This is a genomic window from Variovorax sp. GW821-FHT09D05 (genome assembly GCF_059416325.1).
On record NZ_JBWKOZ010000011.1, the window covers coordinates 189,646 to 216,566 of the forward strand.

Below are 26,921 nucleotides of genomic sequence, written 5' to 3' on the forward strand. Positions count from 1 at the left end.
GGCGCGCTAGAGTCCGGGGCAAGATGAACTCGACCCCCGGACGAAACGTGAACCTTCTTTCGTTGTCGATCACCGCGCGCCGCGGCTTCCTGGCTCTTTCATGCGCCGCGCTCGGCCTGATGCAGTGGGGCTGCGCCAGCACGCCCGAGGGCGAGCCCGTTCATGGCAAGGACGCGATGGTGAGCTTTCTCGCGAGCAAGGACGGCCGCAAGCTCGTCATTGCCGGCGAGAAGTACCACTACGTGTTCGACGGCGACCCGGGCGTGGCCACCATCCTGCGGTGGGAAGGGCGCACCAAGATATCGCCCGCCCTGGTCGGCGAGTTGAAGGTGGCGCGCAACCAGAGCCTCGAAGGCCAGTACGTGCTGATGGCCTTCGACACCGACCTGACACCCGACGACCAGGCCTTCCTGATCCAGACCGGCTTCGCGAAGACCGAAGTGAAATACGGCGACCGCACCGGGCCGGCGCTGCGCTACTTCGGCAGCGTGAAGGGCCGCCGCTACGAGGCCGGCGTGCTGAAGCAGGACGAGGCGGTCGACTTCTCCCGGACGCAGTACCTCAAGTACGTGGAGCAGGAAACGGCCAGCGGCCCCGCCGACAAGACCGCGCCGACGCCGCTGGCCCGCGCCGCCGACGGCTCGCTGGTGCTGGGCGGGGCGCCGTTGTCGGTGGTGCAGGGCGGCACTGACTACAGCTGCCGGGCCCGCTTCATGGACATCTGCTTCTTCAGATAGCAGCCGCTGACCGGCCCGCGACAGCCCGCGGGCGCGGCCTTTGCTATGGTCCAGGGTTGCTTTCTGCCCTGTTTTGACAGCCTTCCCCCGATGACCACCGATTCCGCCACCGCCGCCCACCTCGTCAACGAACTCGTCGCGCTCATGCAGCTCGAGCCACTGGGCGGCGACCGCTTCCTGGCCCAGAGCGAGGACATCGGCACGCCCGCCGTGTTCGGCGGCCAGGTGCTGGGCCAGTCGCTGATGGCGGCCAGCCTCACGGTCGGCGCCGAGCGCCCGGTGCATTCGATGCACGCCTACTTCCTGCTGCCGGGCGAACATGCCCCCATCGAGTACAGCGTCGACCGCGTGCGCGACGGCCGCAGCTTCACCACCCGCCATGTGGTGGCGCGCCAGCAGGAGCGCATCATTTTTGAAATGTCGGCCTCGTTCCAGACCGTGGACGAAGGCGTCGAGCACCAGTTCGACATGCCCGAAGTGGCCGGCCCCGAAGGCCTCGTCAGCGAACTCGACCAGCGTATCGCCCTCGGCGACCGCCTGCCAGAGCCCTGGCGCTCCAAGGCAATACAGCCGCACGGCATCGAATACCGCCGCGTCGACCCTGAAGACCTGATGGCGCCGCTGCCGCGCCCGGCGGCGTCGCAAAGCGCCATCTGGATGCGCGCCATCGCGCCGCTGCCCGACGATCCGATGGTGCACCGCGCGCTGCTGGCCTATGCCTCCGACCACGGCCTGCTTCGCGCCGCGATGCTGCCGCATGGCCTGAGCTTCATGAGCGGCCAGGTGCGCCCCGCGAGCCTCGACCACGCGATGTGGTTCCACCGCGATTTCCGCATGGACGACTGGCTGCTGTACGTGCTCGATTCGCCCAGCGCGGGCGGCGCGCGCGGCCTGTGCCGCGGCAGCCTCTATGCGCGCGACGGCCGGCTCGTGGCTTCGGCCGCGCAGGAGGGCATGCTGCGCATCAGGAAGCCGGCGTAGTCACAACAGCGCAAGCCCGAAGCACAAGCTCTCATCACCATGAAAATCTTCTTCTCTCCCGCTTCCCCCTTCGTGCGCAAGTGCATGGTCGTGGCGCACGAGCTCGGCATTGCAGACCGCATCGAGAAGCTGCCGAGCGCGGCCGGCCCGGTGAAGCGCGACGCCACCATCATTCCGAAGAACCCGCTCGGCCAGGTGCCGACCTTCATCACCGACGACGGCCAGGTGCTGCTCGACAGCCGCGTGATCTGCGAGTACCTGAACGCGACGCAGTCGGGCAAGCTGTTTCCGGCAGACGGCGCCGCGCGCTGGGCACGCCTGACCGAACTGGCGCTGGCCGACGGCATGACTGGCGCCGCATTGCTCGCTCGCTACGAGAGCGTGTTGCGTCCCGAGGAGCTGCGCTGGGCCGACTGGACCGACGGTCAGCTCGCCAAGGTGCGTACCGGTCTCGAATGGCTCGAGACGGCAGCGCCTTCGTTCGGTGACCGTGTCGATATCGGCACCATCGCTTTCGGCTGCGCGTTGGGCTACATGGACTTCCGGTTTCCCGCAGTGGATTGGCGCGCTCAAGCGCCGAACAGCGCGAAGTGGTTCGAGGCGTTCAACCAGCGTGCGTCGATGCAGGCGACGTTGCCCACTGCCTGAGTTCCGTTCGATTCAGGGCGCGATCACGCCGACGGCGTGCTCCGCTTCGCGAATGTCCTCCGGCCTTCGGCCTCCTCCTTTATTTCGCTGCGCAGAGCACACCATCGACGTGATCGTTGGACGCGGCGGTTGATCGGCCAGCACGACAGTTGCGCCTTGAACGCGCAGTTTTTCGCGAAGGTGTCAGGAATGTGCCAGCGGATGGTGAGCCATGTCATGAGGCGTTGATAAAACGCGGGCCTTGGAATCACAACAAGGGAGCTTGAATGGCCAACGAAAATATGGCGATGAGTGCCAGTGGGCGCGCAGAACTTCGCCGCCGCGAGGATGTGCGTCTCCAGTACTACAACGACATGGCAAACAACTGTACGTTTGGAGTGGGTGCCCTCGCGCACCTTGGTCCTTGCACTGCCGAGGAACTGGTTCGTCCGGTAACGGCGGCGCAAGTCGATGCCCAGTTGGCGACCCGACTGCACACGGCGGAGGCCGGCGTGCGGAGGCACGTGAATCGCCAGGCACTCACACAAGCCCAGTTCGATGCGCTGGTGAGCTACACCTTCAATCTTGGTGTCGCTGGCGCCCGGTCAGTGCTCGATGCTGCGAATCGGGGTTCCAATGCAGACGTTGTGACGCACATGAACAGCAACGTCTTTGTCCGTCCCCGCGATGCTCGCGGCCGCCGTCTTCGCGCTGTTCGTTCACAGGGCCTGGCAAACCGCCGGCGCGAGGAAACATCCCCATTTCAGCCCACACGATGAAACGCGTATTCGTTACCCTGCTGGCCGTCTTCGCAGTCTCGGGAGCATCCGCAGCCTCTCCTGCGAGATACGAGCCTGGTTTTCAGGAGGTATTGACCGCCTTGGCGCAACGCTCCGGGATATCCGAGGACGAGTTGCGTGGCCTTCTGTCTCGCTGCGAGGTAAGTCAATCAGCAATGAATATTTGTGCGTATCGAGATGTCGTTGCGGCCGACTTGAAACTGAAGCACGCCGTAGCCAGCAAGGTGCAGCAGTTGCCGGCCTGCAAGGAGCGGCTCGAAGCCAGGATCGCCCGTTGGGAAGTCGCGCGAGACCAGGGATGCAAACGCAGCGCGGCGAAGGACTATGGCGGTGGTTCGCTTGAGCGGACGGCGGAGTCCATGTGCGCTCAGCACGAAATCGTTCGGATGACGAAACAGGTTGAACGTCAACGCACCTGCAAGCAGTAAGCCTTTGGAGTTCAGCACAAGCGCCGCGTCCACGTGCGAATGGCACCGGGTGCTCCCCGCAGCGAAATAAAGGAGGAGGCCGCAGGCCGGGGGACATTCGCGGAGGGGAGTACCCGGTGTCATTCGCACTCGCCCTGAACAACAAGACAAGAGCCTGAATGGCAAGAGCCCCGATTCCTTGGCTAAATGCAGGCTCCGCATGAACCAAGGAATCCCGGATGTCTTCTGAAGAACAGAAAAAAGTAGCCATCGTCACCGCAGGTGGCAGCGGCATGGGCGCCGCAGCAGCACGCAAGCTCGCAGACGACGGCTTTCGTGTAGCCATCCTCTCGTCGTCGGGCAAGGGCGAGGCACTGGCTGCCGAGCTGGGTGGCATCGGCGTGACCGGCTCGAACCAGTCGAACGACGACCTGAAGCGGCTCGTAGACAAGGTCGTTGCCCAGTGGGGCCGCGTCGACGTGCTGGTCAACAGCGCCGGCCACGGCCCTCGCGCACCCATCCTCGACATCACCGACGAAGACTGGCACCGCGGCATGGACGTCTATCTGCTGAGCGCGGTGCGCCCCGCGCGCCTCGTTGCGCCGCTGATGGTGAAGCAGGGCGGCGGCACGATCATCAACATTTCCACCTTCGCCGCCTTCGAGCCCGACCCGGTGTTCCCCACATCGGGCGTGTTCCGCGCGGGCCTCGCAGCCTTCACCAAACTCTTTGCCGACAAGTACGCGGCCGACAACGTGCGCATGAACAACGTGCTGCCCGGCTTCATCGACAGCCTGCCCGAGAAGGCCGAATTCCGCGGCCGCATTCCCATGGGCCGCTACGGCAAGAGCAGCGAGATCGCGGCCGTGATCGGTTTCCTCGCGTCGGAGGGCGCCGGCTACATCACCGGGCAGAACCTGCGCGTGGACGGCGGCATCACGCGCTCGGTGTGAAGCCCGGCGGCCGGCGACAGGCCGCTCTCTACAATCTCGCCCATGTGCCCGAGGATGCCCCGCTTTCCCATTCGCCGCCGGCAGTCGGGTTGCTCGCGGCCGACGCCTCCTTGACGCGAGCGCAGTGATGCGCGGCGGCTTCGGCCGACGCGACGCGCACGGGTCGCACGCCGGCCCTTGTCCTGCCATCTCCCGCACCGCCTTGCCGGTGGCATGCGGGCTGCTTTTCTTTTTCCATGTCTTCTTCCCACAGTCGCCTGCGCACCGAGTGGTGCCCCAGCATTCCCCGCGAGCTCATGGCTGGTGCCGTCGCCACCTTCGCTCTCATTCCCGAAGTCATCGCTTTCTCTTTTGTAGCCGGCGTCGATCCGGCGGTCGGCCTGTTCGCTTCCTTCGTCATCGGCATCGTCATAGCCTTCGCCGGCGGCCGGCCGGCCATGGTGTCGGCCGCGGCCGGCTCTGTGGCCCTGGTGGCCGCGCCGCTGGTGCATGCGCACGGCCTGCCGTACCTGCTGGCTGCCGGCGTGCTCGCCGGTGCAATGCAGATCGTGTTCGGCCTGCTGCGCCTGGGTGTGCTGATGCGCTTCGTCTCGTCGTCCGTGCGTACCGGCTTCGTCAACGCACTCGCCATCCTGATCTTCGCGGCGCAGATGCCGCATTTCATCGGTGCCAACACCGCGACCTGGGCCATGGTCGGGCTCGGGCTGGCCGTCATCTATTTGCTGCCGCGCATCACAACGATCGTGCCTTCGCCACTGGTGTGCATCGTGGTGGTGACGTTGGTGGGCCACTGGCTGGGGCTGCCGCTGAAGACGGTGGCCGACCTCGGGCAACTGCCCGGCGCGCTGCCGGCGTTCGCGCTGCCCGACGTGCCGCTGACGCTCGAGACTTTGCGCATCATCGCGCTGCCGGGGTTCGCCATCGCGATGGTCGGGCTGCTTGAGTCGATGATGACCGCCAGCGTGGTCGATGAGCTGACCGACACACCGAGCTCGAAGAACCGCGAGTGCAGCGGCCTCGGCGTGGCCAATGTCGCGGCCAGCTTCTTCGGCGGCATTGCGGGCTGCGGAATGATCGGCCAGACCGTGAGCAACGTGCGCTACGGCGGGCGCGGGCGGCTGTCCACGCTCTTCGCGGGCGCGTTCCTGCTGATCCTCATGGTGCTGCTCAAGCCCTGGGTGTCGCAGGTGCCTGTAGCGGCGCTGGTCGCGATCATGGTGATGGTGTCGGCCTCGACTTTCGACTGGGGCTCGCTGCGCACGCTGGTGCGGCATCCGCGCATGTCGAGCGCGGTGATGCTCGCCACGGTGGCCGTCACCGTGGCCACCGACAACCTTGCCGCGGGTGTGGCCACGGGCGTGATGCTCAGCGGCGTGTTCTTCACATTCAAGGTGGCGCGGCTGCTGCATGTCCATGCAGCGCAGGACGCCGACGGCGCGCGCGTCTACCGCGTCACCGGCCAGGTGTTCTTCGCTTCCGCCGACATGCTGGTCGACGCCTTCGACGTGCGCGAGATCGACGGTGCAGCGGTGCGCATCGACGTGTCGCAAGCACATTTCTGGGACGTGACCGCCGTGGCCGCGCTGAAGAAAGTGGTCGAGCGATTGCGCAAGCACGGCAGCGTGGTGGACGTGGCCGGCATGAACCAGGCCAGCCGCGACCTGGTGCTGCAGCTCGATACCGCGCCCGACTGAAAGGTCAGGCGGGCGCCGTGCCTTCCCGCGCGCTGCGGCTCGCGCACGCCACGGCACCGGTCAGCGCCTAGGCAATTTTCCCCATGAGCCGGATGGCGCGTTGGACCTAGACTTTCCATCCAGGTCCCGCCGGATGTCCGATGGGCCGGAAAGGCTGCTCATGAAAATCTCCGCACAGGCGCTGGAGAAATCGCACCGCACCGTCCAGTCCTACGAAGGTTCTGCTCGCGAGTACAACGCGATCGTGGCCGAACACCCGCTGCAGCCCGAAATCGCGGACGCGATGCGGCGGATGATGCAGTTCGTGCCCACCGGCGGCACCGTGCTCGAGATCGGCTCCGGTCCGGGGCGGGACGCCGACTTCATCGAGTCCCTGGGCGGGGTCGTCAGGCGCACCGATGCGGCACAGGCATTTCTCGATCTGCAGGCGGAGCGCGGCAAGAAGGGCGAACTGCTCGACGTCATCACGGATGCGCTGGGCGGGCCCTACAACGCCATCCTCGCGATGTGCGTGCTGATTCATGTCGATCGCGCGCAGATCGGCCCGATCTTGCGCAAGGTCTTCGACGCACTCGAGCCCGGCGGTGCCTTCCTGGTCTCCATGCGAGTCGGCGAAGGCGAGACGAATGGCGACTGTCACACCGTGTACTGGGCGAAAGACCTGTTCGCCGCGCAGCTTGGAGAGGCCGGCTTGCGCACGCATTGGGAGATGGAGCGCATCGGCCGCAACGAGGAAGCGTGGGTCTACTTCCTCGCGCTTCGGCCGCAATGAGACACAGCGCCGTGAACGCCGTGAAGCCGCGCGAACCAGGGGGCGAACGGAGGCCCTACACGCCCAGGTAGCGCGTCCACAGCGACCGGTCGGCGTCCAGCGCAGCCGAGTCGCCCTGCCACACCACGCGCCCGCGTTCGAGGATCACATGGCGGTTGGCCAGCGGCAGCAGGCGCTGCACGTACTTGTCGACCACCAGGATCGCCTCGCCTTCGGCCTTGAGCGTGGCAATGCAGTGCCAGATCTCCTCGCGGATCACCGGGGCCAGCCCTTCGGTGGCTTCGTCGAGGATCAGCAGGCGCGGGTGCGTCGACAGCGCGCGGGCGATGGCCAGCATCTGCTGCTCGCCGCCCGAGAGCTGGTTGCCCGCGTTGGCCTTGCGCTCCGACAGGCGAGGGAACAGGCCGTACAGCGCGTCGAGCGTCCAGCGCGGCGCGCTGCCCGGACGCGGTCTTGCAAAGGCGCGCAGGTGCTCATCGACGCTGAGATTGGGAAACACATGCCGCCCTTCGGGCACGATGGCCACGCCGCGCCGCGCGATGGCGTCGGGCCGCATCGATTTGTTCGGGCCGCCGATGGCCGCGCCGCCGAAGTGCACGCTGCCGCGTATCGGCGAGAGCGTGCCGGTCAACACCTTCAGCAGCGTGCTCTTGCCCATGCCGTTGCGCCCGAGCAGTGCGAGCACTTCGCCGGGGCGGATGTCGAGGTCGATGCCGAACAGCACCTGGCTCGCGCCGTAGCCGGCTTCGATGGATTTCGCTTCGAGCAATGTGTTGGCCGTGCTCATGAGTGGCCCTCCGCTTCCGTGCCGAGGTAGACGGCTTGTACGTCGGGGTGGCCCCGCACTTCGTCGGCCGTGCCGCTCATCAGCACCTTGCCCTGCACCAGCACGGTGAGCCGGTTGGCCAGGCGGAACACCGCGTCCATGTCGTGCTCGATCAGCAGGATGGCCATCGATGCGCGCAGCGATTCGATCAGCTCCACCATGCGCGCCGATTCGTCCGGACCCATGCCGGCCATCGGCTCGTCGAGCAGCAGCAGCTTGGGCTCGGCCGCGAGCGCCAGCGCTACGTCGAGCGCGCGCTGCGCGCCGTGCGGCAGCGTGCCCGCGATGCGCTCGCGTTCTCTGCCGAGGCCGACGCGGTCCGCAAGCGCCACTGCACGATCGACGAGGTCGCGTTCCTTCGCGCGCGGCGCCATGAAGCGCAGGCTGGTGCCCGCATGGGCCTGCGCTGCGAGCATGAGGTTGTCGTGCACGGTTTCTTTGGGGAACACGCGCGTCACCTGGAAGCAGCGCGACATGCCGGCGGCCACGCGCTGATGATCCTTCAGCTTCGTGATGTCGGCTTCGTCGAGCAGGATGCGGCCGGCATCGGCTTTCAGCAGGCCGGTGATCAGGTTCACCAGCGTGGTCTTGCCCGCGCCGTTCGGCCCGATCAGCGCATGCACTTCGCCGCGCTCCACGGTGAGGTTCACATGGTCGGTCGCCAGCAGTCCGCCGAAGCGCTTGACCAACCCTTCGATTCTGAAAAGGCTCATGGTGTCGTCTTACTCCCTCGCCCCTCCGGGGAGAGGGTTGGGGTGAGGGGCAAGCGGCGCTTGTAGAGGGCGGCAAGCCCTTTGGGTGCCCACAACGCAACAGCGATCAGCAACAACCCCAGCGGCATATGCCAATGCTCCGTGTGCTGCTTCAACGCCTCTTCGAGCAACAGCCAGACAACAGCGCCTACCGGCCCGCCCCAGCTGCGCCCCAGCCCGCCGATGACGACCATCACCAGCAGCGTGGCCGACTGCGTCCAGTGCATCGTCGCCGGACTCACGAATCCGTTGCCGCCCGCGAGCAGCGCACCGGCCAGCCCCGCGATGGCGCCTGCAATCGCGAACGCCACCAGCTGCAGCCGGAACACCGGATAGCCCAGCGCCCGCATGCGCGTCTCGTTGTCGCGGATGCCCATCAGCGCATGGCCGAAGCGCGATTGCGTCGCACGGTGCAGCCACCAGAGCGCGAGCGCCACGATCGCCAGCACCACCCAGTAGAAGTTGGCTTCATTGCCCAGGTCCAGCCCCGGCAGCAGCGTGGGTCGCGACATCAGCGTGTAGCCGTCGTCGCCGCCATAGCGGCGCAGCGACACCACCACGAAATACAGCATCTGCGCGAAGGCCAGCGTGGTCATGATGAAGTACACGCCGCGCGTGCGCAGCGCCACCGTGCCGATCAGCGCCGCGACGAGGCCGGCCACGAGCGCGGCCAGCGGCCACATCACCCACGCCGACATCACGCCCGCGTCGCTGAGCGCGACCACCGTGTACGCCCCCACGCCGATGAAGCCCGCGTGCCCCAGCGCCACCATGCCGCCGAAGCCGAGGATGAAGTTGAGGCTCGCGGCAGCCAGCGCCACGATGAGCACGCGCCGCACGAAGCCGATGTAGAACTCGAGCCCGAAGACAGGCGCGACCAGCGGAAACGCCGCGAGCAGCACGAAGAGCAGCCCGAGGCCGATGTAGCGTGAGGACTTCATGCGCGTGCCGAGAAAAGGCCCGAGGGCCGGAAGATGAGGACCACCACCATCAGCGCGTACATCGCGACTTCGGCGAACAGCGGCCCCAGGTCGGCTGCAGTAGCCGGCGGCAGTGTGGCGCGCAGCAGCATCGGCACGAAGGCACGCCCCACGGTGTCGACCACGCCCACGAGCAGTGCAGCCACGAAGGCGCCGCGCACCGAACCGATGCCGCCGATCACCAGCACCACGAGCGCCGGAATCAGGATGGCCTCGCCCATGCCGACCTGCACCGCGACGATCGGCCCCATCAACGCGCCCGCCAGCGCGGCCAGCGCCGCACCCAGCAGGAACACGCCGTTGAAGATGCGGCCCACGCGCACGCCCATCAGCTCGGCCATCGGCCGGTCGGAGGCGCCCGCGCGCACCCGCATGCCGATGCGCGTGTGGTTCACCAGCAGGTACAGCGCCAGCGCCACCAGCAGCCCGCCGACGAGGATCACGAGGCGATAGGCCGGGTAGGGCAGGCCGTCCATCAGTTCGACCGGCCCCGAGAGCGCGGCCGGCGTCGGCGCCATCACAGGCGACGGGCCCCAGGCCATCGTCACGATGTCGTCGGCGACCAGGATCACGCCGAAGGTGGCCAGCACCTGCGCGAGGTGGTCGCGTGTGTAGAGGCGGCGCATCAGCAGCACTTCGAGCAGCAGCGCCACCACCACGGTGACCGCCACCGCGATGACGATGGCCGCCGCGAACGAACCGGTGCGCGTGTGCACCTCGGCCGCCACGTATGCGCCGGCCATGAAGAGCGAGCCATGCGCGAGGTTCAGCACGTCCATGATGCCGAACACCAGCGTGAGCCCCGCAGCCAGCAGGAACAGCATCAGCCCGTAGCCGAGGCCGTTGAGCAGCTGCTCGAGAACAAGAATTCCACTCATAGGATCACAAGGATTGCTCGCGTTTTCATTCGAGGAACACCGAGGAACCGGCTTTGCCGGGCCTCAGGTGTTGCCCCCGGTAGGGGGAAGGAGAAGCGACACGAAGTGCGCGAAGCCTGGGGGCGAGCCTATTTCAGGGGGCACTTGTCTGCGTAGCTGTCGCCGTAGTTCGTGAGAACCGTGTTGATCAGCTTGTTCGTGACCTTGCCCTGCGCATCCTTGCCGATCACGCGCAGGTAGAAGTTCTCGATGGGGAAGTGGTTGTTCGCGTACTTGAAGTTGCCGCGCGTCGACGCGTAGTTGGCCTTCTTCAGCGCGGCCACCACGGCTTCGCGGTTCTGCGCGTTGCCGCCGGACTGCTTCACGGCAGCGTCCATCGCGAGGATCGCGTCGTAGGCCTGCGCGGCGTACACCGACGGGTAGCGGCCGTTGTATTCCTTGCGGAACGCGGCCACGAAGGCCTTGTTGGCGGCGTTGTCGAGGTCGTGCGCCCAGTGCGAGGTGTTGAACAGGCCGAGCATCGGGTCACCCACGGCGCCGATCACGTCCTCGTCGGCCGAGAAGCCGCTGGTCACGAGCGTGATGTCCTTCGACAGGCCCGCGCCCACGAACTGCTTGATGAAGTTGATGCCCATCGCGCCGGGCAGGAAGAAATAGATCGAGTCGGGCTTGGCCGCGCGCAGCTGCGCGAGCTCGGCGGCGTAGTCGATCTGGCCGAGCTTGGTGTAGAGCTCGTCGGCCACCTGGCCCTTGAACTGGCGCTTGAAGCCGCCAAGGGCATCCTTGCCGGCCGGGTAGTTGGGGGCGATCAGCACGATCTTCTTGAAGGCGCGGTCTTGCGCGAACTTGCCGGCGGCCTCGTGGAACTGGTCGTTCTGGTAGGCGGTGCCGAAGAAATAGGCATTGCACTGCGCGCCCGCGAACTGGCTCGGGCCGGCGTTGGCCGAGAGGTACGGCACCTTGGCGTTGAAGAGCGTGGGGCCTACGGCCAGCGCCACGTTGGAGCCGATGGGCCCGCTGAAGATGTCGATCTTGTCGCGCTGGATCATGCGGTCGACCAGCTGCTTGGCCTGGTCGGGGCTGCCGGCCATGTCGGCCTGCACGAATTCGACGTCCTGCCCACCGAGCTTGCCGCCCAGCTGCTTGATGCCCAGCGCGAAGCCGTCGCGCGCCTCGGCGCCCAATGCCGCGAATGGCCCCGAGATGTCGAGGGCCAGGCCCACCTTGACGGGTGCGGCAGCGGCCGACACCGCGGTACCGAGGGCTGCGCCGCACAGCAGCAGCGAAAGCAGGGTGCGCGGCAGCGCGGGCGACTTCGGGGGCAGGTGGCTCATGGGTTCTCCGGCAGGGAAAGATGAAACAACGCACCGGTACCGCCCCATGCGGCACCGGCGACATCAAACCGTTGATAGCTAAATACTTTAACTGTAAACAATTCGGTGTCAACAGTGCTAGCACGAATGGTGCCAGTGCGCCGTCTCGTTCCTGCTCAGCCGAAGGGGTTGGCGGTGGCAAACCAGAGGCCGATGCCGGTGGCGATGATGAAGGCTCCGTCGGTCACGCCCGCCACCAGGAAGAACTTGGTCTGCAGCGTGTCGACCAGCTCGGGCTGGCGCGCAGTGCTTTCCAGGAACTTCTGGCCGACCAGTCCGATGCCGAGGCAGGAGCCGAGGGCCGCGACGCCGATCAGCAGGGCGACTGCGAGGGGAAGGATGTTGAAGCCGGTCATGGTGTTTTCTCCTGGTTGGTTGGTTGATTGATCGATTGATTCGATGGAGGTACTTTCCCAGAGAGGGTGCGCACGGTCCATGACGTGGGAGGTCATGGGCTGCACGAAAAAAAGCCGGCCGCAAGAAGCGGCCGGCTTTCAGGGGAGCGTCAGAGCCTCAGGGCAACTGGGTCCAGTTCTGGTTGTTGCCGCCGTTGCAGGTCCACGTGATGAGTGCCGTGTCCTGCGTCGTCGAGCCGTTCGGCACATCGAGGCATGAACCCGATGCGCGGTTGCGAACCGTCCCGCCGACCAGGCTCCATTGCGTCGTGTCGCCGGCGGTGCACGCCAGCTGCACCACCGGCGCATTCGTCGTCGCGGTGCCGTTCTGCGCCAGGCACAGGCCGCTGTGCTCTGCCACGAACTGCACGTAGCCGCCCGTCAGGCTGTTCACCGTGAACTTCTCGTTGCCGGCGTTGCCGCACGGCCATTGCACGGCGGTCGTGCCGCTGGTGGTCGCCGCGCCCTTGATGTTCACGCACATCGTGGGGTTCAGGTCGGAGCGGATGCGCGCGACGACGGCCGGTGCGGTGTCGAGCGAGCGCACGTACTCGCGGATCGCCACCTGGTCGGCCCCCGGCAGGCTGTTGGCGTTGCCGTGGCCGCTTGTGAGCACGTCCTGCAGCGTGGCCGCCTGGCCGTTGTGGAAGAACGCCGTGGTGTTCCACGTGCCCGACAGCGTCGGCGTGTCGAAGCCCACGCCCGCCAGCGGCTGGTTCATGCCCTTGCCCGACGATGCCTGGATCGTGCCCACGTCGTGTCGCAGGCCGTCGCGGAAGGTGCCGCCCGAGTGGCAGGTCACGCACTGCGCCGAGCTGAACAGCGTCTGGCCGCGCGTCGCATCCACGCTCAGGCTGCCGTCCGCGTTGCGCGCCGGGCTGCGCATGAACTTGCTCAGCGAGCCCAGGTAGGCCGCCAGGTCGTCGAGCTGCGCGTTCTTGCCGGCCTTGGGCGCGCCCAGCGGGTCGGAGGTGGCGGCGAAGTCCGCATTCGTCAGGAAGCCGGTGCCGCCGAACTCGTTGCGGATGTCGTTCTCGAAGTCCTGCACTTCGTCGAAGTTGGCCGTCCAGTGCAGCTTGCCGTGGCCTATGCCGCGCCGGCCCTGCAGGCTGATGGTGCGGCGCAGGCCCTCGCCGCGCTGGGTGAAGTCCCACACCATGCCGTCGTCGCCGCCGTCCGCATGGCAGCTCGCGCAGGAGATGTAGTTGTCCTTGCTCATGCGTCGGTCGGAGGCGTTGTAGAACACCTGCTTGCCGCGCAGCGCCGCGGCCGCCATCGGCTCCTGCGCCACCGTCGACACGTTCTGCAGGAAGGTCGGGGCATTGGTCTCCGAACTCAGCACCGAGGCCACGTCGTGCACCGACACCGAGCGCGCCAGGAAGTTGTTGACGAACAGCCGCTTGCGCGCCGAGTCCAGGTACAGGCCGTGCGGCGCGCTGCTGGCGTTGATCTCGCCGCGCACCGAGCGGCTGTACGGATCGACGATGGCGACGCGGTTGCCTTCCATCTGCGCAACGAACAGGTAGTCGCCCGACGCGGAGAACAGCGCGGCGCGCGCCGGTGCGCGGTCGTCGAAGTCGATCTGCTCGTCGAACTTCTCCGCCGCCGCCTGCAGGTCGACCTGCGACAGGATGGAGCGCACCGTCTGGTCGTGCACCAGGTTGTTGCCGTCCCTGAACTTGCCGCGCACGATGTTGTCCTTCTTCGAAGGCAGCACTGCCCGCTTGCCGTCCGGCGAGATCACGACCTGGCTCAGGTAGTTGGCCACGCCGCGCGCACGGCTCTCCGTGTCCACCGTGGTGGTGTCCACCGGCAGCGCGATGGTGGTCATGGCGCTCATGCTCTGCAGGTTCACCCTGTGCAGCTGGCCGCCCGTCATCTTCGACTTGAAGCGCGTGACGTAGGCCACCTGCGAGTCGGAGTTGACGGCAATGCCGCGCAGCGCGCCATCGAGCGCGACCGCACCGGTTGTGGCGCCGTTGTTCGGGTCGAAGCTCATCAGCACCGACTTGCTCTCCAGCGTCAGCAGGCCCTTCGCACCATCGGGCGTGAAGGCCACGCCGTAGGGGCCGCTGCCGTAGGCGAGCGCCACGGTGGCGGAGATGGCGCCGTCTGCCGCGTTGAGCGCGACCAGCTTGTCCTCGCCCTGCACCGTGACCCAGATGCGTCCGTCGGGGCCTACTGCCAGCGTCTTCGGCTCATCGCCTACGCGGGTCTCCCAGAGCTTGGCCAGGGTCTGCGCGTTGATCGCGGCGACCGTGCCGCTGTCGGGGTTGACCGAATACACCGAGTTCGCGTCGCCTGCGATGTTGGTGGTGTGCGTGGGCGCCCGCGCCGTGGTCGGAACGATCACCGTGAGGTTGTAGGTGTAGAAGGTCTCGCGGCCGCTGCTGTCCTTCACCGTCAGCGTCACCGTGAAGTGGCCGGGGCGCGTGTAGGTGTAGGTGTAGTTCGGCTGGCTCGAATAGGCAGTCTGCGTGCCGTCGCCGAAGTTCCAGCGGAACTGCGCGCCGCTGCTGCCCAGCGTGGCCGGGTTGAACACCAGCTGGCCGTTGACGATCTTCGGTCCGCCGCCGATGCCGGGGTCGCCGATGATGGCCTGGCCGCGCAGCGTGCTCACCTCGCTGTCGTTGAGCACGCGGCCGTAGACGCGCACCTCCGCCAGCGTGCCCTTGAAGAGCGCGGCATTGCCCTGGATCTGGCCCAGCAGGTTGAACTTGTTCGACAGGCCCTTGTTGCCGGTGGGGCCTGTGGATGTGGTCTTCACCCCATCGACGTACACGGCCTGCGCACCCGAGGCCGCGTCGCGCGTCATCACCACGTGGTGCCAGCCGCCGTCGTTCACCGCTGCGGTGGAGGTGGTGCCCGCATCGTTGCCGATCGACAGCTTGATGCGCCCGCCGTTGTCGAGCCAGCCCCAGAACACGTCGTCCGCGCCGCCGGACTGGTCGCGCCCGAAGATGCCGGGCGCGGTCCACGAGTTGGGTCCGCCCGCCTGCGTGGTCTTCATGTAGAAGCTCAGCGACGCGGTGCCGCCGAGCACGGTGGCCACGCTGTCGTTCTTCAGCGGCACACCGGTGGTGCGGTTCGCGAAGTTCATGCCGATGCTCTCGAACGCGTCGCCGCCGGCGGGCGTGCCGTTGTTGGCGCCGATCTGGTCGGAGAGGTTGCCCGCCAGCGTCCAGTAGTGCATCAGGTTGATGTCGGTCGCGTTGCCGGTGTTGAAGGTCGACTTGTAGTCCGCGCCGATGGCGTTGCCCGCATAGTCCTTCACGCCGTTGGCCGGCAGGAACACTTCATAGCTGGTGCCGGGCGAGAGTGGCTGGTCGGGGTGGAAGTTGATGATGCCCAGCTGCACGCTGTAGGTGCCGGCCAGCGTGTTGCCGCCGACTGGGCGCACGATGAAGGTGTTGGAGTTCACGCTCTCGGGCCGGATGTTGTCCGTCATGCCCAGGCCGATGCGCGATGTCAGCGCCTGCTGCTTCGCTCCGTTGGCGGGCGAGACCTGCTTGACCTCGGGCTTCGTGGTGTCGGGGTCCACCGAGTGCACGACGAAGCCGCTGCCCGAGCCATGGTCGTTGCCCACGAAGACGAGATTGCCGAACATCGCGACCTGGCCGTTGTCCGAATGCGTGAAGTTCGGGTCGTCCTCGCGCAGGATGCTGCCTCGGCCCACCTCCACGTGGTTGAGCGGATTGCTCACGTCGACCTTGTGGATGCGGGTTTGCGCGCCCTGGATGACGTAGTTGTCCTGCGTGGCGCAGTACAGCTGTTCGTCGATGACGAGCCGGTTGTCCTCGGCCACGAAGTGCGAGCGGTCGCTCAGGTCGTAGCTGTACATCCTGGCGCCGCTGTTGCGCGCGGAGGCATGCAGGTTCCTGCCGTCGAAGCAGGTCGCGTAGTAGAACGGCGTGGTGCCCACGATGGAATCGAGCACCTTGGGGTTGAGCGGATCGGAGATGTCCAGGCTCGCGAAGCCGCCGTTGCTTTCCATCGCGGTCAGCACCATGTGGTTGCCCATCGTGAAGATCGGGCCGATGCGGAAACCGCCGAGCTCGCCGGTGGGTACCGGATTGGGCTTGCCGGCGCCGCGGTTCGCGATCACGGCGTTCGCGGGGTCCCCGGCATCGACGATGAAGATGCCCCGGCCCGCCGACGCCACGTACAGGTAGGGTGCCTGCCACCAGAGCTGCCAGGCCACGTTCTCGTAGTCGCCGCCGTTGACGCCGGGCAGCGCCAGCTTCTTCACCTGCTTGATGTCGTTGACGTCGGTGAAGTCCCAGAACTCGACGCCGTTGATGCTGGGCAGCACCACGTACGTCTTGCCGCCGATCTTCGCGGTGCCGAAGGAGTGCGTTTCGCGGAACTCCTTGGTGCGGGCCTCGGGTTCGTAGATCTTCTTGACCAGCTGGATCTGGCGCGGGTTCGACACGTCGTACAGCAGGAAGCCGCCCGGGCCCAGGCCGCTGTCCGGCGCGAAGGAGGTGAGGAAGTAGCCGTTGACCATGATGCCCGCGTTCATGCCGTAGTCCTTGCGGCCCGGGTAGGTGGCGGGCACCTCGCGCGATTCGTAGGCGCTGCTGTGCGCCGGATCGAGCGGGTGCGCGGGGCTGGTGATCATCGACACCGGCTTGAACAGCTCGGCCGACGTGTAGGTGAGGTTGCCCAGGCCCGGCCCCTGCAGCGGGAGCGGGTCGGCGACGGCCGCGGAAACCGCTGCCGCCATGTTGTTCAGGGTCGTCATCGGACTGACCCCGGTGATTGCCGCGTGCGTCAGCAGCGTGACGAACGGCAGCAGGAACGCCATCAAGTAATACCGGATTTTCATCGTTGCCTCCAGGTTGTTTGAAGTCCGCAGGGGAACCCTTTTTCTCGGCCAACTCGCTCCGTCTTTTTTCTTCTGGCAAAAGCTCGCGCGCAGGACGCACCCCGGCGGGCGACGCATGCGTCGCCCGCCGTACAGCCTTTGCTTCCTCTTCTTCCCTCTCTCGCTCTCTCCTTGGTCGGGTGGCGTCAGCTCATTTCACGCCGCCCGATTCATAGATGTCCCACGCCTCCTTGGCGCTCGCGCCGCGGTGGATCATGGCCATCAGCGCATCGACCACCGCCGACGGATTGGCGTGCTGGTACACATTGCGCCCGTACACCATGCCGACGGCGCCTTCGTCCATCAGCACGCGCGAGCGCGCGAACACCTGCTGCAGGTCCTCGCGCCCGCCGCCGCGCACGAGCACGGGGCAGCGCGCGGCCTGTACCACGCGGTGGAAGTCGGCCGGGTCGCTGGTCGGGTCGGCCTTGACGATGTCGGCGCCCATCTCGCGCGCCAGGCGCACCAGCGTGACGATCTTCTCTGCGTCGCCGTCGACCATGTAGCGGCTGCCGGGCGTGGGCGACTGCATCACCAGCGGCTCGATCATCAGCGGCATGCCGTAGCGGTCGCAGTCGGCGCGCACGCGCGCGATGTTCTGCACGCACTGGCGGAACAGGTCGGGCTCGTCGGGCAGCATGAACAGGTTGACGACCACGCAGGCGGCGTCGCGCTGCACGGCCGGCAGCACCGGGTCATGCTCGTTCTGCAGCACGGCCCACATCACGCGGTGCGCGGTGGCGTTGTAGGGGTTGCCCATGTCGATGCGCTGCACCAGCGCGGGCTTGTCACGGCCGGGGCGGTCCTGCAGCAGGTCGGCCTGGCCGTAGTTGAGCTGGATGGCGTCGGGGCCGGCGGCGACCAGCTTGTCGATCACCGCCGGCATGTCCTCGAGCCCGTTGAGGAACGAGGGCTCGTTGCACACGCCGTGGTCGAGCGCGATGTCCAGGCAGCGCCCGTTGTTCAGCAGCCGGTTCAGGCGTGCGGTCTTGTCCTTCGACATACGAAAGGGATCCTTGCTTGTTTGGTTGTGGGACAGAAAAGGTGGGTCAGGCCAGCGCGAGCAGATGCCTGCTGGCCGCCGTGTCGATGAGCTGCAGCGCGTCGTCGCGCAGGTGCACCGAGCCGGCGCCCGCGTTCTCGATGGCCTGCTTGCTGACGCGCGCGCCGCACAGCGCCACCGAGACGCTGCCGCGTGCCAGCGTCCACGCGATCATCAGTTGGCCGAACGAGCATTCGAGCTGCTTGCGCAGCGGCTCGATCTCTTCGAAGAAGGCCTTGAGCTTTCCGCGGTTCCCGGCGCTGAAGCGCGGGTTGCTCGCGCGCTGGTCGTCGCCGTTGAACTTGCGCTCGGGGTCGATGGGGCCGGCGAGCAGGCCGAGCGCCAGAGACGAATAGCCCAGCACCGCCACGTTGTTCTCGCTGCACAGCGGCACCAGCGTCTGCTCGATCTCGCGGTCGATCAGGCTGTAGCGCTCCTGCGCCGCGTCGACCGGGCCGTAGCGCAGGTACTCGGCGAGCGTCTCGGGGCTCACGTTGCTCACGCCGATGGCGCGGATCTTTCCCTGCTTCCTGAGTTCGAGCAGCGTGCTCATCGTCTCCTCGACCGGCGTGGTGCTGTCCTGCCAGTGCGTGATGTAGAGGTCAATGTAGTCGGTCTGCAGGCGCTTCAGGCTCTCTTCCGCCTCGTGGATGATCGACTCGCGTCCGAGGTAGCGGTACACCGGGTGGCCGTCTTCTTCAAAGAAGTGCGTTCCCTTTTGCGTGTGCCACACCAGCCCGCATTTGGTGGCGATCACGGCTTCGTGGCGGCGGCCTTTGAGCGCGGTGCCGACGATGCTCTCGGAGCGCCCGAGGCCGTAGGCCGGCGCGGTGTCGATCAGGTTCACGCCCGCGTCTAGCGAAGCCTGTATGGCCAGCACGGCGGCGGCGTTGTCCCCGCCGCCCCACATCCAGCCGCCCATGGCCCAGGTGCCCAGGCCGATGGCCGAGCATTCGATGCCCGAGGGGCCGAGCGTGGTCTTCTTCATCGATGCGTTGTTCATCGCTTGGTCTTTCTCGTGTTCATGAGGTGGTCGATGGTCACGGCCGCGAGCAGGATCAGGCCCTTGATCACGTCCTGCCAGTAAGGCGACACGTCGAGCAGGATCAGCGAGCTGGTCACCACCGACAGCAGAGCCAGGCCGAGCACCGCGCCCAGCACCGTGCCCGAGCCGCCCTTGAGGCTGGCGCCGCCGATCACCGCGGCGGCGATCACGTTGAGCTCCATGCCCATGCCGAAGGTGGGCGTGGCGGCGCCGAAGCGGGCCGTGTAGATCACGCCGGCCAGGCCGGCCGAGGCCGAGCACAGCACCGTGACCCAGAACTTCACGTTGCCCACGCGAATGCCCGAGTACAGCGCGGCCTTCTCGTTGCTGCCCGTGTAGAACACACGGCGCAGCAGGGTCGAGCGGCGCAGCACGAAGTCGCTTGCCACCACGATCGCCAGGAAGATCAGGATCACGGCCGGAATGCCGAAGAGAGTGCCCTGGCCGATGAACTTGAACTCGGCCGGCAGCGAGAACAGCGACTGCGGCGTGCCCTGCGTGAGCGCCAGGCACAGGCCGCGCACGATCACCATGAAGGCCAGCGAGGCGATGAAGTGGTTCAGGCCGATGCGCGTGACGCAGCCGCCGATCATCGCGCCGATCAGCGCGCTTGCGCCGATGGCCACCAGCCCCGCCGTCCATGGGTCGAAGCCCATGAGGAAGAGCTTGCCCGTGACCACCATCGCGAAGCACACGACCGAGCCCACCGACAGGTCGATGCCGCCGACGATCAGCAGGATCGTCATGCCCACCACCACGATGCCCTCGATCGAGAACGACAGCAGCATCGCGCGCACGTTGTCCCAGGTGAGGAAGTAGGGCGACGCGAAGCTCATGCCCACGCACAGCGCCGCGATGATGAGCAACAGGCCCATCTCGCGCATGCTGCCGAGTTTGCTGGCGGGTTTCACGGGGCCTCCTCCTCCTCCAGTCTGTGGTCGCGGCTGGAGGCCTGGGGCGGCCCCCGCATCGAGTTGTGCCGGGTAGTTCATGCTGTCGTTTCCTCTTCGCAAAGTCCGGAGGCCAGCCGCAGCAGCACCTCTTCCGTCATTTCGTTGTCTTGCACTTCGCCGGCCAGCCGGCCGTCGCGTATCACCAGTGCGCGGTCGCACAGCCCGATGATCTCGGGCAGTTCCGAAGAGATCACGATCACGCCCACGCCCTGGTTGGCCAGCTCGCGCAGGATGTGATGGATCTCCGACTTGGCGCCCACGTCCACGCCGCGCGTGGGCTCGTCCATCAGCAGCACCGAGGGGTTGGTGGCCAGCAGCTTGGCGATGGCCACCTTCTGCTGGTTGCCGCCCGACAGGCTCGCCACGTCGATGTCGACCCCGTCGGACTTCAGCTTGAGCTTGGTGCCGAGCTCCACTGCCAGCCTGTGTTCGGCCGAGCGTTGAAGCAGGCCGAAGCGCGAGCTGACGCGCTTCAGCGCCATCGATGCGATGTTCTGCGCAATGGGCAAGTCGAGGTACACACCGGCTGCCTTGCGGTCTTCGCTGAGGTAGGCGATGCCTTCGCGCAATGCGTCGCTGTACTTGCGGATCGTGAGCTGCTTGCCGCGCAGGCGCACGGTGCCGCGCCGCGCGGGGCGCAGGCCGCACACGGTTTCGGCGAGCTCGCTGCGGCCGGCGCCCATCAGGCCCGCAATGCCGAGGATCTCGCCGCGCTTCAGCGTGAAGGACACGCCGTGCACGCGTTCGCCGTCGGCGATGTCGCTCACTTCGAGCACGTGTTCATTCGAGCTGCTGTCTTCCTGCTTCGGCGGGTAGTAGTTGCCCAGGTCGCGCCCGACCATGCGGCGCACCAGGTCGTCGGCGTTCAGCTCGGCGAGCGGGCCGCTGTGTACGTCGTGCCCGTCGCGCAGCACGGTGACGCGGTCGCCGTGCGCAAAGATCTCGGCCATGCGGTGGCTGATGTAGATGATGCCGATGCCCTGCGCCTTGAGGTCGTGCAGCACCCTGAAGAGAGCGGCCGATTCGTTGTCGGTCAGCGCGGCCGTCGGTTCGTCGAGGATCAGCACCTTGCAGTTCAGCGTGAGCGCCTTGGCGATCTCGATGAGCTGCTGCGTGGAAATGCTCAGGTCCTTCACCAGCGCGGAAGGATCGATGTCCTGCCCCAGTCGCTGCAGCACCTTGGCGGCGCGCTCGTTGAGGCTCGCGTAGTTCATCCACGCTGTTTTGCCGGCGTTGATCTCCGGCATGAAGATGTTCTCGGCCACGGTGGCGTCGCCGCACAGGGCGATCTCCTGGTGCACCAGGCCGATGCCCAGGCGCATCGCATGCGCCGGGCCGTCGATGACGACCTTCTGTCCGTCGAGCGAGATCGTGCCTTCGTCGGGCTGGTGGATGCCGTCGATGATGTTCATCAGCGTGGACTTGCCCGCGCCGTTCTCGCCGCACAGGGCGTGGATCTCGCCGCGGTGCAGCGAGAAGTCCACGCCCGAGAGAGCACGCGAAGCGCCGAAGCGCTTGCTGATCCCTTTCAGTTCGAGCAATGCGCTCACTGCGTTCACTCGCCGATTCCCTTGGTGCCGCGGCGGGCGAGGTACTTGTCCCAGTAGAAGTCGTCGGCATTGGCCTTGCTGACCACCGCGAGCCCGTTGTCCAGGAAGGGCACGGCCATCGGGTTGGTGCCGTTGCGCTTGGCGTCGTTCATCGGGTCGATGAGTGTCGGGTTCTTCGCAAGGAACAGCATCATCATGCCCATGTAGCCCTGCATGCCCTGGTTCGGGTTGATGGCGCCGAACACGTCGCCCGACTTGATCATGTCGAGGATCTTGGCGTTCACGTCGCAGCACATCACCTTGATGTTCTTCTTGGTCTCGACCTTGGCCTGCGCCGCGCCGAGCGCCGAGTTGGCCTCGGGCATGAAGAGGGCACCCAGGTTCGGGTTGGCTTGCGCCAGGCTCAACACCGCCTGGTAGGCCTTGTTGGGGTCCTGGTTGCTGGCGGCGCGGCCGACCAGCTTCATGCCCGGGTGCTTGGCCTTCATGCGGTTCACGAAGGCGGCGATGCGGCGGTCGTGGTTGTCCTGGCCTGGGTTCTCCAGCACGGCGTATTCGCCCTTGCCGCCCAGCGATGCGGCGATGGCGTCAGCGGCCTGCGTGCCTTCGCGGTCGTTGTCGGACGTGATGAAAGAGGTGCGCTTGGAGTTCGGCGAGTCGGCCGCGAAGGTGACGACCGGGATGCCCATCGCCGCCGCGCGATTGATGGGCTCGATGAACGGGTCGGGGTTCATCGGGTGCAGCAGGATGCCGGCAGGCTTGCGCGCCAGCTCCTGCTCGAAGGACGCGAGTTGCTTGTTCACGTCGTACTCCGGCGTGCCGGTGTAGCGGGTGCGAACGCCCAGCGTGCGGCCGAGCTGCTTCATCATTTCGTAGACCGGAAACCAGTACTCGACCCCCGACACCATCACGTTCATCACGTAGACGTCGCTGGGGTTGCCACGCAGTCCGCCGCCCGCGGCGGGTGCCGCGGCCTGCTGCTGCGCGAATGCGCTGGCGCCGGCCAGGCCGATGCCGGCTGCCGCGGCGGACTTCAGGAAATTACGCCTCATTTTTTGTCTCCTCACGTTGGGTGGGCTCAGCTTGCAATGCTGCTTTTCAGGGCAGCGCTTTGATCCTCTGCGTCACGACAGTTGTTATGACAGGCTAGAATGTACGCGCTGCCCGTTTGACGGGATAACTAGGGGAAACGCTACTGGCAACGCGCTTTTATTCCGCCGAAGCTGTTATGACATGAAGCCAAACATACTGATCGGCATCGACATGGGGTCGAGCAGCCTGAAAGCCCTGGCCCTCGAAGCCGGGAGCGGCCGCTCCATCGCCCTGTCCCGAATGCCACTGCCGCACGACCGGCTGCCTGGAGGGGGATGCGAAGTGGCCGCGACGGCGATCCGCGCGGCCCTGACCCACGTGCTGCGCGACGTCGCCCACCAGCTCGGCGCCCGCGCGGCCGAGGTCCGCGCCATCGGCTGCACGGGCCACGGCGCGGGGCTCTATGCGCTCGATGCGCGCAACGAGCTCGTCGGCGGGCGGGCCGTGGCGTCGACCGACCAGCGCGCCGATGCGCGTGCACGTTCGCTCTCACTGGGCCATGGCGATGCTCTGTTCGCGGATGTCGGCTGCAGGCCGTGGCCGGGGCAGCCCACCGTGATCGCGGCCGAGTTGCTGGGCACCGATGCCGTGCAGCGCGGCGCGGTGCGCCGGCTGCTGTTCGCGAAGGACTATCTCGGCTTTCTGCTGACAGGCGAGATCGCGACCGATGCCAGTGATGCAAGCACTGCCGGGTTGGTGTCGATCGCAACGGGCACGTGGTCGCAGGCGGCCTTCGATGCATCGGGCATCGCGGACCTCGGGCCGCACGTCTTCGGGCCGCTGGTGCCGAGCGGCGAGGTCGTCGGCAAGCTGCGGCCTTCCGAAGCCGCGCTGTGCGGCCTGCCCGCCGGCATCCCCGTGGCGATGGGCGCCATCGACCTGCTCGCCTCGATGACCGCGATCTGCGCGGAAGGGCGTGCCCGCGCGGTGTCGGTCTTCGGCACGTGGTGCGTGAACGCGGTGATCGGGCCGGTGATCGAGCCCAAGCCCGACGTTGCCGCCGTCGTGAACTTCGGCCGCGAGGACAAGCGGCTCTACATGGAGAACAGTCCGTCGTCGATGGCCAACATCGCATGGCTGGCCGGCGTGCTCGGGCTGCCCGATTCGCGCGCTGTCGTCGACCTGGCGATGTCGGTGCCGCTGGGCGCGGGCGGCCTGCGCTTCCTGCCCTTCGTCAACGGCGGTGGCGGCGTGACGGCGGGCTTCGTCGGGCTCAAGAGCCACCACACACGCGGCGACATGGCGCGCGCGGTGGTCGATTCGGTCGCCGCGCTGCACGCGCGGCACACCGCGCGCCTTGCAGCCTGCGGCCTGCCCGTGTCCGCATCGACCGTGCTCGGCGGCGGTGCGAGCGACACGCGCCTCGTGCGCCTGCTCGCCGGCTTCCTGGCTCATCCGGTCGAACGCTGCGCCGACGACGAAACCGGCGCGCGCGGCGCAGCCATCTACGCAGCCATGTCGCAAGGCATCGACCACGCCGCGCAGGGCAGCGCCTTGCTCGCGCCCTGCGACACGGTCGAACCCGATGCCGCCGAGGCACGCGCCCATGCCGATTTCAACGCCGGCTTCAACGAACTGATCGACACCATGTCTCCTGTGTTTTCCCATCTGTCGGGAGCTGCGAAATGAGCGCCTGGCAACTGCCTTTCGTGCGTCCGGCTTCGCTGGCGGATCGTCATTTCTCGACAGTGATCGTCGGCGCCGGCATCAACGGCGTCGGCGTGTTCCGCGACCTGTGCCTGCAGCGCGTCGATTGCCTCATCGTCGACAAGGGCGACTTCAGCGCGGGTGCCAGTAGCGCGCCCTCGCGCATGATCCACGGCGGCCTGCGCTACCTGGAGAACGGCAGCTTCTCGCTGGTGGCCGAAGCCACGCGCGAGCGCAACCTGCTGCTGCGCAACGCGCCGCACCTGGTGCAGCCGCTGAAGACGGTGGTGCCGCTGTCGAGCTTCTTCGGCGGCCTGATGAGCAGTGCACTCAAGTTCTTCGGCCGCACGCCGCCGCAACGCACGCGCGGCCTGCTGGCCGTGGCGGCGGGCCTGCGCCTTTATGACCTGCTGGGCCGCCGCCAGCGCGTGATGCCCAACCACCGCATCAGCCGCGTGCCGCAGAACGACCGCAGCCTGTTCCGCGCCGCGGTGCGCTGGACCGCCACCTTCTTCGATGCATGGATCAGCCACCCCGAATGGTTGATCCTCGAACTCATCGGCGACGCCTGCCGCGACCAGCCGCGCTCGGCCGCCGCCAACTACTGCCGCGTGATGGGCTGCGCGGGCAACATCCTCACCTTGCGCGACGAGATCACCGGCGCGCTGGTGCGAGTGACGGCCGACACCGTGGTGAATGCCAGCGGTGCGTGGCTCGACCGCAGCACGGCCGTGCTCGGCGGCGCGGGCTCGCGCGTGATGGGCACGAAGGGCTCGCACCTCGTGCTCGACCACCCCGCGCTGCGCGATGCACTCGAAGGCCGCATGGCTTACTTCGAGGCGGTGGACGGGCGCGTTTGCATCGTCTATCCCTTTCTCGACCGCGTGCTGGTGGGCTCCACCGACATTCCGGTGGATGACCCCGACCAGATCGGCACGGAGCCCGAAGAGGTCGACTACCTGCTCGACGTGCTGGCCGAGGTGTTCCCGAACCTCTCCTTCGGGCGCGGCGACGTGGTCTACACCTATGTCGGCGTGCGGCCGCTCGCACGCTCCGACGCCGACAAGCCGGGGCAGATCTCGCGTGACCACTCGGTGGTGCTCGACCCGCCGAATGCGACGCGAGACATTCCCATCGTCGGCCTCGTCGGGGGCAAGTGGACGACCTTTCGTGCACTTGCTGAAGAAGCCACCAACGAAGTGCTGCAGCAGCTGGGCCGCCCGCGCACCGCATCGACCGAACTGCTGCCCATCGGCGGTGGTGCGGAGCTGCCTGCCGATGCACAGGCGACGGAGCGCTTCGTCGAGCGCATGGTTGCCACCTCCGGCCTGGGCCGCACGCGCGCACAGGTGCTGCTGCGCCGCTACGGATCGAAGGCGCTGCCGCTGGCGCAGCGCCTCGGTGCCTCGGGCGACGTGCCGCTGCAGCACGCGCCCGATTACTCGGTTGCCGAACTCTCGTTCCTCTGCCTCGAAACCGGCGTGGTCCATCTCGACGACCTCGTGATCCGCCGCACGCTGCTGGCGATTCGCGGGCTCGTCACCGATGCCGCGCTGGCTGAAATGGCTGGCATCGCAGCCGAGGCGCTCGGCTGGGACGCTGCGCAGGCACACCACGAACTGCAAGCCTGCTCCGCCGCCCTGCGCGAGCGCCACGGCGTGCGGCTTTCGCCGGTGGTGGCCAATGCGCCGCCGTCTTTCGATGCATCATTGATGACTCCTCAGGCCTTGGGCCAGCCCTCAACGTGAACTCTTCGACCGAAACTTCGACCGTGCTCGACCGCGACTCCGAGTCGCCCCTGTGGGCCCAGTTCCGCGATGCGCTTCGACTGCAGATCCTGCAGGGCGCGCTGCCCATCGGCGCCAAGCTGCCGTCCGAAGCCGAGCTCGGCGAGCAGTTCGGCATCTCGCGCATCGTGGTGCGCGAGGCGCTGGCCGACCTGGTGCGCAACAACCTCATCTACAAGATCAAGGGACGCGGCGCGTTCGTGTCGGCACGCGAGCGCGACGAGGATTTCGTCTCGACCGTGCTCGGCTTTTCCGACGAGATGGAGCGCAAGGGCCGCTCGGTGCGCACGCAGATCCTCACCCAGGAACTGCGCGCGCCCACCGAGCAGGAAGCCGCGTCACTTGGGTTGAGTGATGACACGCAGGTGGTCGCGCTGAAGCGCCTGCGCAGCGTGGACGGCGAGCTGCGCCTGCTGGTCGAAACCGTGGTGCCCGCCGACCTTGCGCCGGGCCTGCATCGCACGCGCCTGGACGACCGCTCGCTGTACGACGTGCTGCGCCGCCAGTACGGCCTGCGCCTGGTGCGCGCCGAACGCTGGATCGATGCGGTGCTGCCAGACGCCGAGACCTGCCAGCTGCTCAACCTGCCGCAGCCCGAGCCGCTGCTGCGCATCGAATCGATCGCCTACGGTGCCAATGGCCGGCCGCTGGAACACTACCGCGCGCTCCACCGCTGCAAGACCAGCCGCCTGCACGTGCAGACGACGACCTGAGGTGGTACTCAGCTCTTCGCGGCGTTGCGCGAGGCCTGGGAGGGCGAACA

At 67.1% G+C, this 26,921-nt stretch carries 24 protein-coding genes; 11 read left to right on the forward strand and 13 right to left on the reverse strand.

The window, feature by feature from the left end; all coding sequences use genetic code 11:
• Positions 1–47 precede the first annotated feature (47 nt).
• The 3 genes from AC07O3_RS28010 (at position 48) to AC07O3_RS28020 (ending at position 2,366) form a co-directional block, all read left to right on the forward strand.
• Entirely contained in the window at positions 48–737 is a 690-nt protein-coding gene (locus AC07O3_RS28010) for a hypothetical protein (RefSeq protein WP_495340842.1), read from the forward strand.
• A gap of 90 nt (positions 738–827) precedes the next feature.
• A complete protein-coding gene (locus tag AC07O3_RS28015; protein WP_093175377.1) occupies positions 828–1,718 on the forward strand; it encodes an acyl-CoA thioesterase in 891 nt (296 codons plus the stop codon).
• A 39-nt stretch (positions 1,719–1,757) separates the two neighbouring features.
• Positions 1,758–2,366, forward strand: a complete 609-nt coding sequence (locus tag AC07O3_RS28020) for a glutathione S-transferase (protein WP_495340843.1) — start codon at positions 1,758–1,760, stop codon at positions 2,364–2,366.
• 23 nt (positions 2,367–2,389) lie between these two features.
• Here AC07O3_RS28020 and AC07O3_RS28025 read toward each other — a convergent pair whose 3' ends face one another.
• Positions 2,390–2,584 (reverse strand): hypothetical protein, encoded by a 195-nt coding sequence (locus AC07O3_RS28025; RefSeq protein ID WP_495340844.1) that lies wholly within the window; start codon positions 2,582–2,584, stop codon positions 2,390–2,392.
• Positions 2,585–2,632: 48 nt separating this feature from the next.
• Between AC07O3_RS28025 and AC07O3_RS28030 the strand changes: the two genes are divergently transcribed.
• The 5 genes from AC07O3_RS28030 (at position 2,633) to AC07O3_RS28050 (ending at position 6,971) form a co-directional block, all read left to right on the forward strand.
• Complete coding sequence (locus tag AC07O3_RS28030; protein ID WP_093175371.1) at positions 2,633–3,124, forward strand: glycoside hydrolase family protein; 492 nt, start codon at positions 2,633–2,635, stop codon at positions 3,122–3,124.
• Positions 3,121–3,573, forward strand: coding sequence for a lysozyme inhibitor LprI family protein (locus AC07O3_RS28035; RefSeq protein WP_143047744.1), 453 nt, complete (start codon positions 3,121–3,123; stop codon positions 3,571–3,573). Before AC07O3_RS28030 ends, AC07O3_RS28035 begins: the two co-directional genes overlap by 4 nt.
• A gap of 218 nt (positions 3,574–3,791) precedes the next feature.
• Positions 3,792–4,505 carry an SDR family oxidoreductase gene (locus AC07O3_RS28040; protein WP_097200534.1) on the forward strand — a complete coding sequence of 238 codons (714 nt, stop codon included), beginning with the start codon at positions 3,792–3,794 and terminating at the stop codon, positions 4,503–4,505.
• 236 nt (positions 4,506–4,741) lie between these two features.
• The gene (locus AC07O3_RS28045; protein ID WP_093076849.1) at positions 4,742–6,199 is read left to right on the forward strand and encodes a SulP family inorganic anion transporter; all 1,458 of its coding nucleotides are present in this window, start codon (positions 4,742–4,744) and stop codon (positions 6,197–6,199) included.
• Between the two features lie 160 nt (positions 6,200–6,359).
• The gene (locus tag AC07O3_RS28050) at positions 6,360–6,971 is read left to right on the forward strand and encodes a methyltransferase domain-containing protein (RefSeq protein ID WP_495340845.1); all 612 of its coding nucleotides are present in this window, start codon (positions 6,360–6,362) and stop codon (positions 6,969–6,971) included.
• A gap of 55 nt (positions 6,972–7,026) precedes the next feature.
• Here AC07O3_RS28050 and AC07O3_RS28055 read toward each other — a convergent pair whose 3' ends face one another.
• From AC07O3_RS28055 to AC07O3_RS28110, 12 genes are all read right to left on the reverse strand, one after another.
• Entirely contained in the window at positions 7,027–7,758 is a 732-nt protein-coding gene (locus AC07O3_RS28055) for an ABC transporter ATP-binding protein (RefSeq protein ID WP_495340846.1), read from the reverse strand.
• Positions 7,755–8,510: an ABC transporter ATP-binding protein gene (locus AC07O3_RS28060; RefSeq protein ID WP_495340847.1), complete on the reverse strand. Its 756-nt coding sequence runs from the start codon at positions 8,508–8,510 to the stop codon at positions 7,755–7,757. Before AC07O3_RS28060 ends, AC07O3_RS28055 begins: the two co-directional genes overlap by 4 nt.
• A complete protein-coding gene (locus tag AC07O3_RS28065) occupies positions 8,507–9,490 on the reverse strand; it encodes a branched-chain amino acid ABC transporter permease (RefSeq protein WP_093053799.1) in 984 nt (327 codons plus the stop codon). Before AC07O3_RS28065 ends, AC07O3_RS28060 begins: the two co-directional genes overlap by 4 nt.
• The gene (locus AC07O3_RS28070; RefSeq protein WP_495340848.1) at positions 9,487–10,407 is read right to left on the reverse strand and encodes a branched-chain amino acid ABC transporter permease; all 921 of its coding nucleotides are present in this window, start codon (positions 10,405–10,407) and stop codon (positions 9,487–9,489) included. Before AC07O3_RS28070 ends, AC07O3_RS28065 begins: the two co-directional genes overlap by 4 nt.
• 128 nt (positions 10,408–10,535) lie before the next feature.
• Positions 10,536–11,741, reverse strand: coding sequence for an ABC transporter substrate-binding protein (locus tag AC07O3_RS28075; protein WP_093053805.1), 1,206 nt, complete (start codon positions 11,739–11,741; stop codon positions 10,536–10,538).
• A gap of 155 nt (positions 11,742–11,896) precedes the next feature.
• Positions 11,897–12,136 carry a F0F1 ATP synthase subunit C gene (atpE, locus tag AC07O3_RS28080; RefSeq protein WP_012745530.1) on the reverse strand — a complete coding sequence of 80 codons (240 nt, stop codon included), beginning with the start codon at positions 12,134–12,136 and terminating at the stop codon, positions 11,897–11,899.
• Positions 12,137–12,293: 157 nt separating this feature from the next.
• The gene (locus AC07O3_RS28085; RefSeq protein WP_495340849.1) at positions 12,294–17,003 is read right to left on the reverse strand and encodes an Ig-like domain-containing protein; all 4,710 of its coding nucleotides are present in this window, start codon (positions 17,001–17,003) and stop codon (positions 12,294–12,296) included.
• A 190-nt stretch (positions 17,004–17,193) separates the two neighbouring features.
• Entirely contained in the window at positions 17,194–18,045 is an 852-nt protein-coding gene (locus AC07O3_RS28090; protein WP_093053811.1) for a class I fructose-bisphosphate aldolase, read from the reverse strand.
• 46 nt (positions 18,046–18,091) lie between these two features.
• A complete protein-coding gene (locus tag AC07O3_RS28095) occupies positions 18,092–19,072 on the reverse strand; it encodes an aldo/keto reductase (protein WP_495340899.1) in 981 nt (326 codons plus the stop codon).
• Positions 19,073–19,083: 11 nt separating this feature from the next.
• On the reverse strand, positions 19,084–20,121 hold the full coding sequence (locus AC07O3_RS28100; protein WP_489014768.1) for an ABC transporter permease: 1,038 nt from the start codon (positions 20,119–20,121) through the stop codon (positions 19,084–19,086).
• Positions 20,118–21,641 (reverse strand): sugar ABC transporter ATP-binding protein, encoded by a 1,524-nt coding sequence (locus AC07O3_RS28105; protein ID WP_495340850.1) that lies wholly within the window; start codon positions 21,639–21,641, stop codon positions 20,118–20,120. The genes AC07O3_RS28100 and AC07O3_RS28105 overlap by 4 nt, the downstream gene beginning before the upstream one ends.
• A complete protein-coding gene (locus AC07O3_RS28110) occupies positions 21,638–22,684 on the reverse strand; it encodes a substrate-binding domain-containing protein (RefSeq protein WP_093076861.1) in 1,047 nt (348 codons plus the stop codon). Before AC07O3_RS28110 ends, AC07O3_RS28105 begins: the two co-directional genes overlap by 4 nt.
• Before the next feature lie 181 nt (positions 22,685–22,865).
• On the opposite strand from AC07O3_RS28110, the gene AC07O3_RS28115 reads away from it, so the two are divergent.
• Genes AC07O3_RS28115 through AC07O3_RS28125 form a run of 3 tightly spaced genes read left to right on the forward strand, consistent with a single transcriptional unit; the run spans position 22,866 to position 26,871 of the window.
• Positions 22,866–24,353 (forward strand): FGGY family carbohydrate kinase, encoded by a 1,488-nt coding sequence (locus AC07O3_RS28115; protein ID WP_495340851.1) that lies wholly within the window; start codon positions 22,866–22,868, stop codon positions 24,351–24,353.
• Positions 24,350–26,119: a glycerol-3-phosphate dehydrogenase/oxidase gene (locus AC07O3_RS28120; protein WP_495340852.1), complete on the forward strand. Its 1,770-nt coding sequence runs from the start codon at positions 24,350–24,352 to the stop codon at positions 26,117–26,119. The genes AC07O3_RS28115 and AC07O3_RS28120 overlap by 4 nt, the downstream gene beginning before the upstream one ends.
• A complete protein-coding gene (locus tag AC07O3_RS28125) occupies positions 26,116–26,871 on the forward strand; it encodes a GntR family transcriptional regulator (protein ID WP_093053825.1) in 756 nt (251 codons plus the stop codon). The genes AC07O3_RS28120 and AC07O3_RS28125 overlap by 4 nt, the downstream gene beginning before the upstream one ends.
• Positions 26,872–26,921 lie beyond the last annotated feature (50 nt).

Excerpts from the sequence above, each read along its gene's own strand:
- AC07O3_RS28020 (WP_495340843.1), top strand. The coding sequence starts at position 1,758 with ATGAAAATCTTCTTCTCTCCCGCTTCCCCCTTCGTGCGCAAGTGCATG.
- AC07O3_RS28090 (WP_093053811.1), bottom strand. The coding sequence starts at position 18,045 with ATGTCGAAGGACAAGACCGCACGCCTGAACCGGCTGCTGAACAACGGG.
- AC07O3_RS28025 (WP_495340844.1), bottom strand. The coding sequence starts at position 2,584 with ATGACATGGCTCACCATCCGCTGGCACATTCCTGACACCTTCGCGAAA.
- AC07O3_RS28035 (WP_143047744.1), top strand. The coding sequence starts at position 3,121 with ATGAAACGCGTATTCGTTACCCTGCTGGCCGTCTTCGCAGTCTCGGGA.
- AC07O3_RS28115 (WP_495340851.1), top strand. The coding sequence starts at position 22,866 with ATGAAGCCAAACATACTGATCGGCATCGACATGGGGTCGAGCAGCCTG.
- AC07O3_RS28085 (WP_495340849.1), bottom strand. The coding sequence starts at position 17,003 with ATGAAAATCCGGTATTACTTGATGGCGTTCCTGCTGCCGTTCGTCACG.
- AC07O3_RS28100 (WP_489014768.1), bottom strand. The coding sequence starts at position 20,121 with ATGAACTACCCGGCACAACTCGATGCGGGGGCCGCCCCAGGCCTCCAG.
- AC07O3_RS28040 (WP_097200534.1), top strand. The coding sequence starts at position 3,792 with ATGTCTTCTGAAGAACAGAAAAAAGTAGCCATCGTCACCGCAGGTGGC.
- AC07O3_RS28045 (WP_093076849.1), top strand. The coding sequence starts at position 4,742 with ATGTCTTCTTCCCACAGTCGCCTGCGCACCGAGTGGTGCCCCAGCATT.
- AC07O3_RS28110 (WP_093076861.1), bottom strand. The coding sequence starts at position 22,684 with ATGAGGCGTAATTTCCTGAAGTCCGCCGCGGCAGCCGGCATCGGCCTG.
- AC07O3_RS28095 (WP_495340899.1), bottom strand. The coding sequence starts at position 19,072 with ATGAAGAAGACCACGCTCGGCCCCTCGGGCATCGAATGCTCGGCCATC.
- AC07O3_RS28070 (WP_495340848.1), bottom strand. The coding sequence starts at position 10,407 with ATGAGTGGAATTCTTGTTCTCGAGCAGCTGCTCAACGGCCTCGGCTAC.
- AC07O3_RS28065 (WP_093053799.1), bottom strand. The coding sequence starts at position 9,490 with ATGAAGTCCTCACGCTACATCGGCCTCGGGCTGCTCTTCGTGCTGCTC.
- AC07O3_RS28050 (WP_495340845.1), top strand. The coding sequence starts at position 6,360 with ATGAAAATCTCCGCACAGGCGCTGGAGAAATCGCACCGCACCGTCCAG.
- AC07O3_RS28060 (WP_495340847.1), bottom strand. The coding sequence starts at position 8,510 with ATGAGCCTTTTCAGAATCGAAGGGTTGGTCAAGCGCTTCGGCGGACTG.
- AC07O3_RS28015 (WP_093175377.1), top strand. The coding sequence starts at position 828 with ATGACCACCGATTCCGCCACCGCCGCCCACCTCGTCAACGAACTCGTC.
- atpE (WP_012745530.1), bottom strand. The coding sequence starts at position 12,136 with ATGACCGGCTTCAACATCCTTCCCCTCGCAGTCGCCCTGCTGATCGGC.
- AC07O3_RS28030 (WP_093175371.1), top strand. The coding sequence starts at position 2,633 with ATGGCCAACGAAAATATGGCGATGAGTGCCAGTGGGCGCGCAGAACTT.
- AC07O3_RS28055 (WP_495340846.1), bottom strand. The coding sequence starts at position 7,758 with ATGAGCACGGCCAACACATTGCTCGAAGCGAAATCCATCGAAGCCGGC.
- AC07O3_RS28075 (WP_093053805.1), bottom strand. The coding sequence starts at position 11,741 with ATGAGCCACCTGCCCCCGAAGTCGCCCGCGCTGCCGCGCACCCTGCTT.
- AC07O3_RS28120 (WP_495340852.1), top strand. The coding sequence starts at position 24,350 with ATGAGCGCCTGGCAACTGCCTTTCGTGCGTCCGGCTTCGCTGGCGGAT.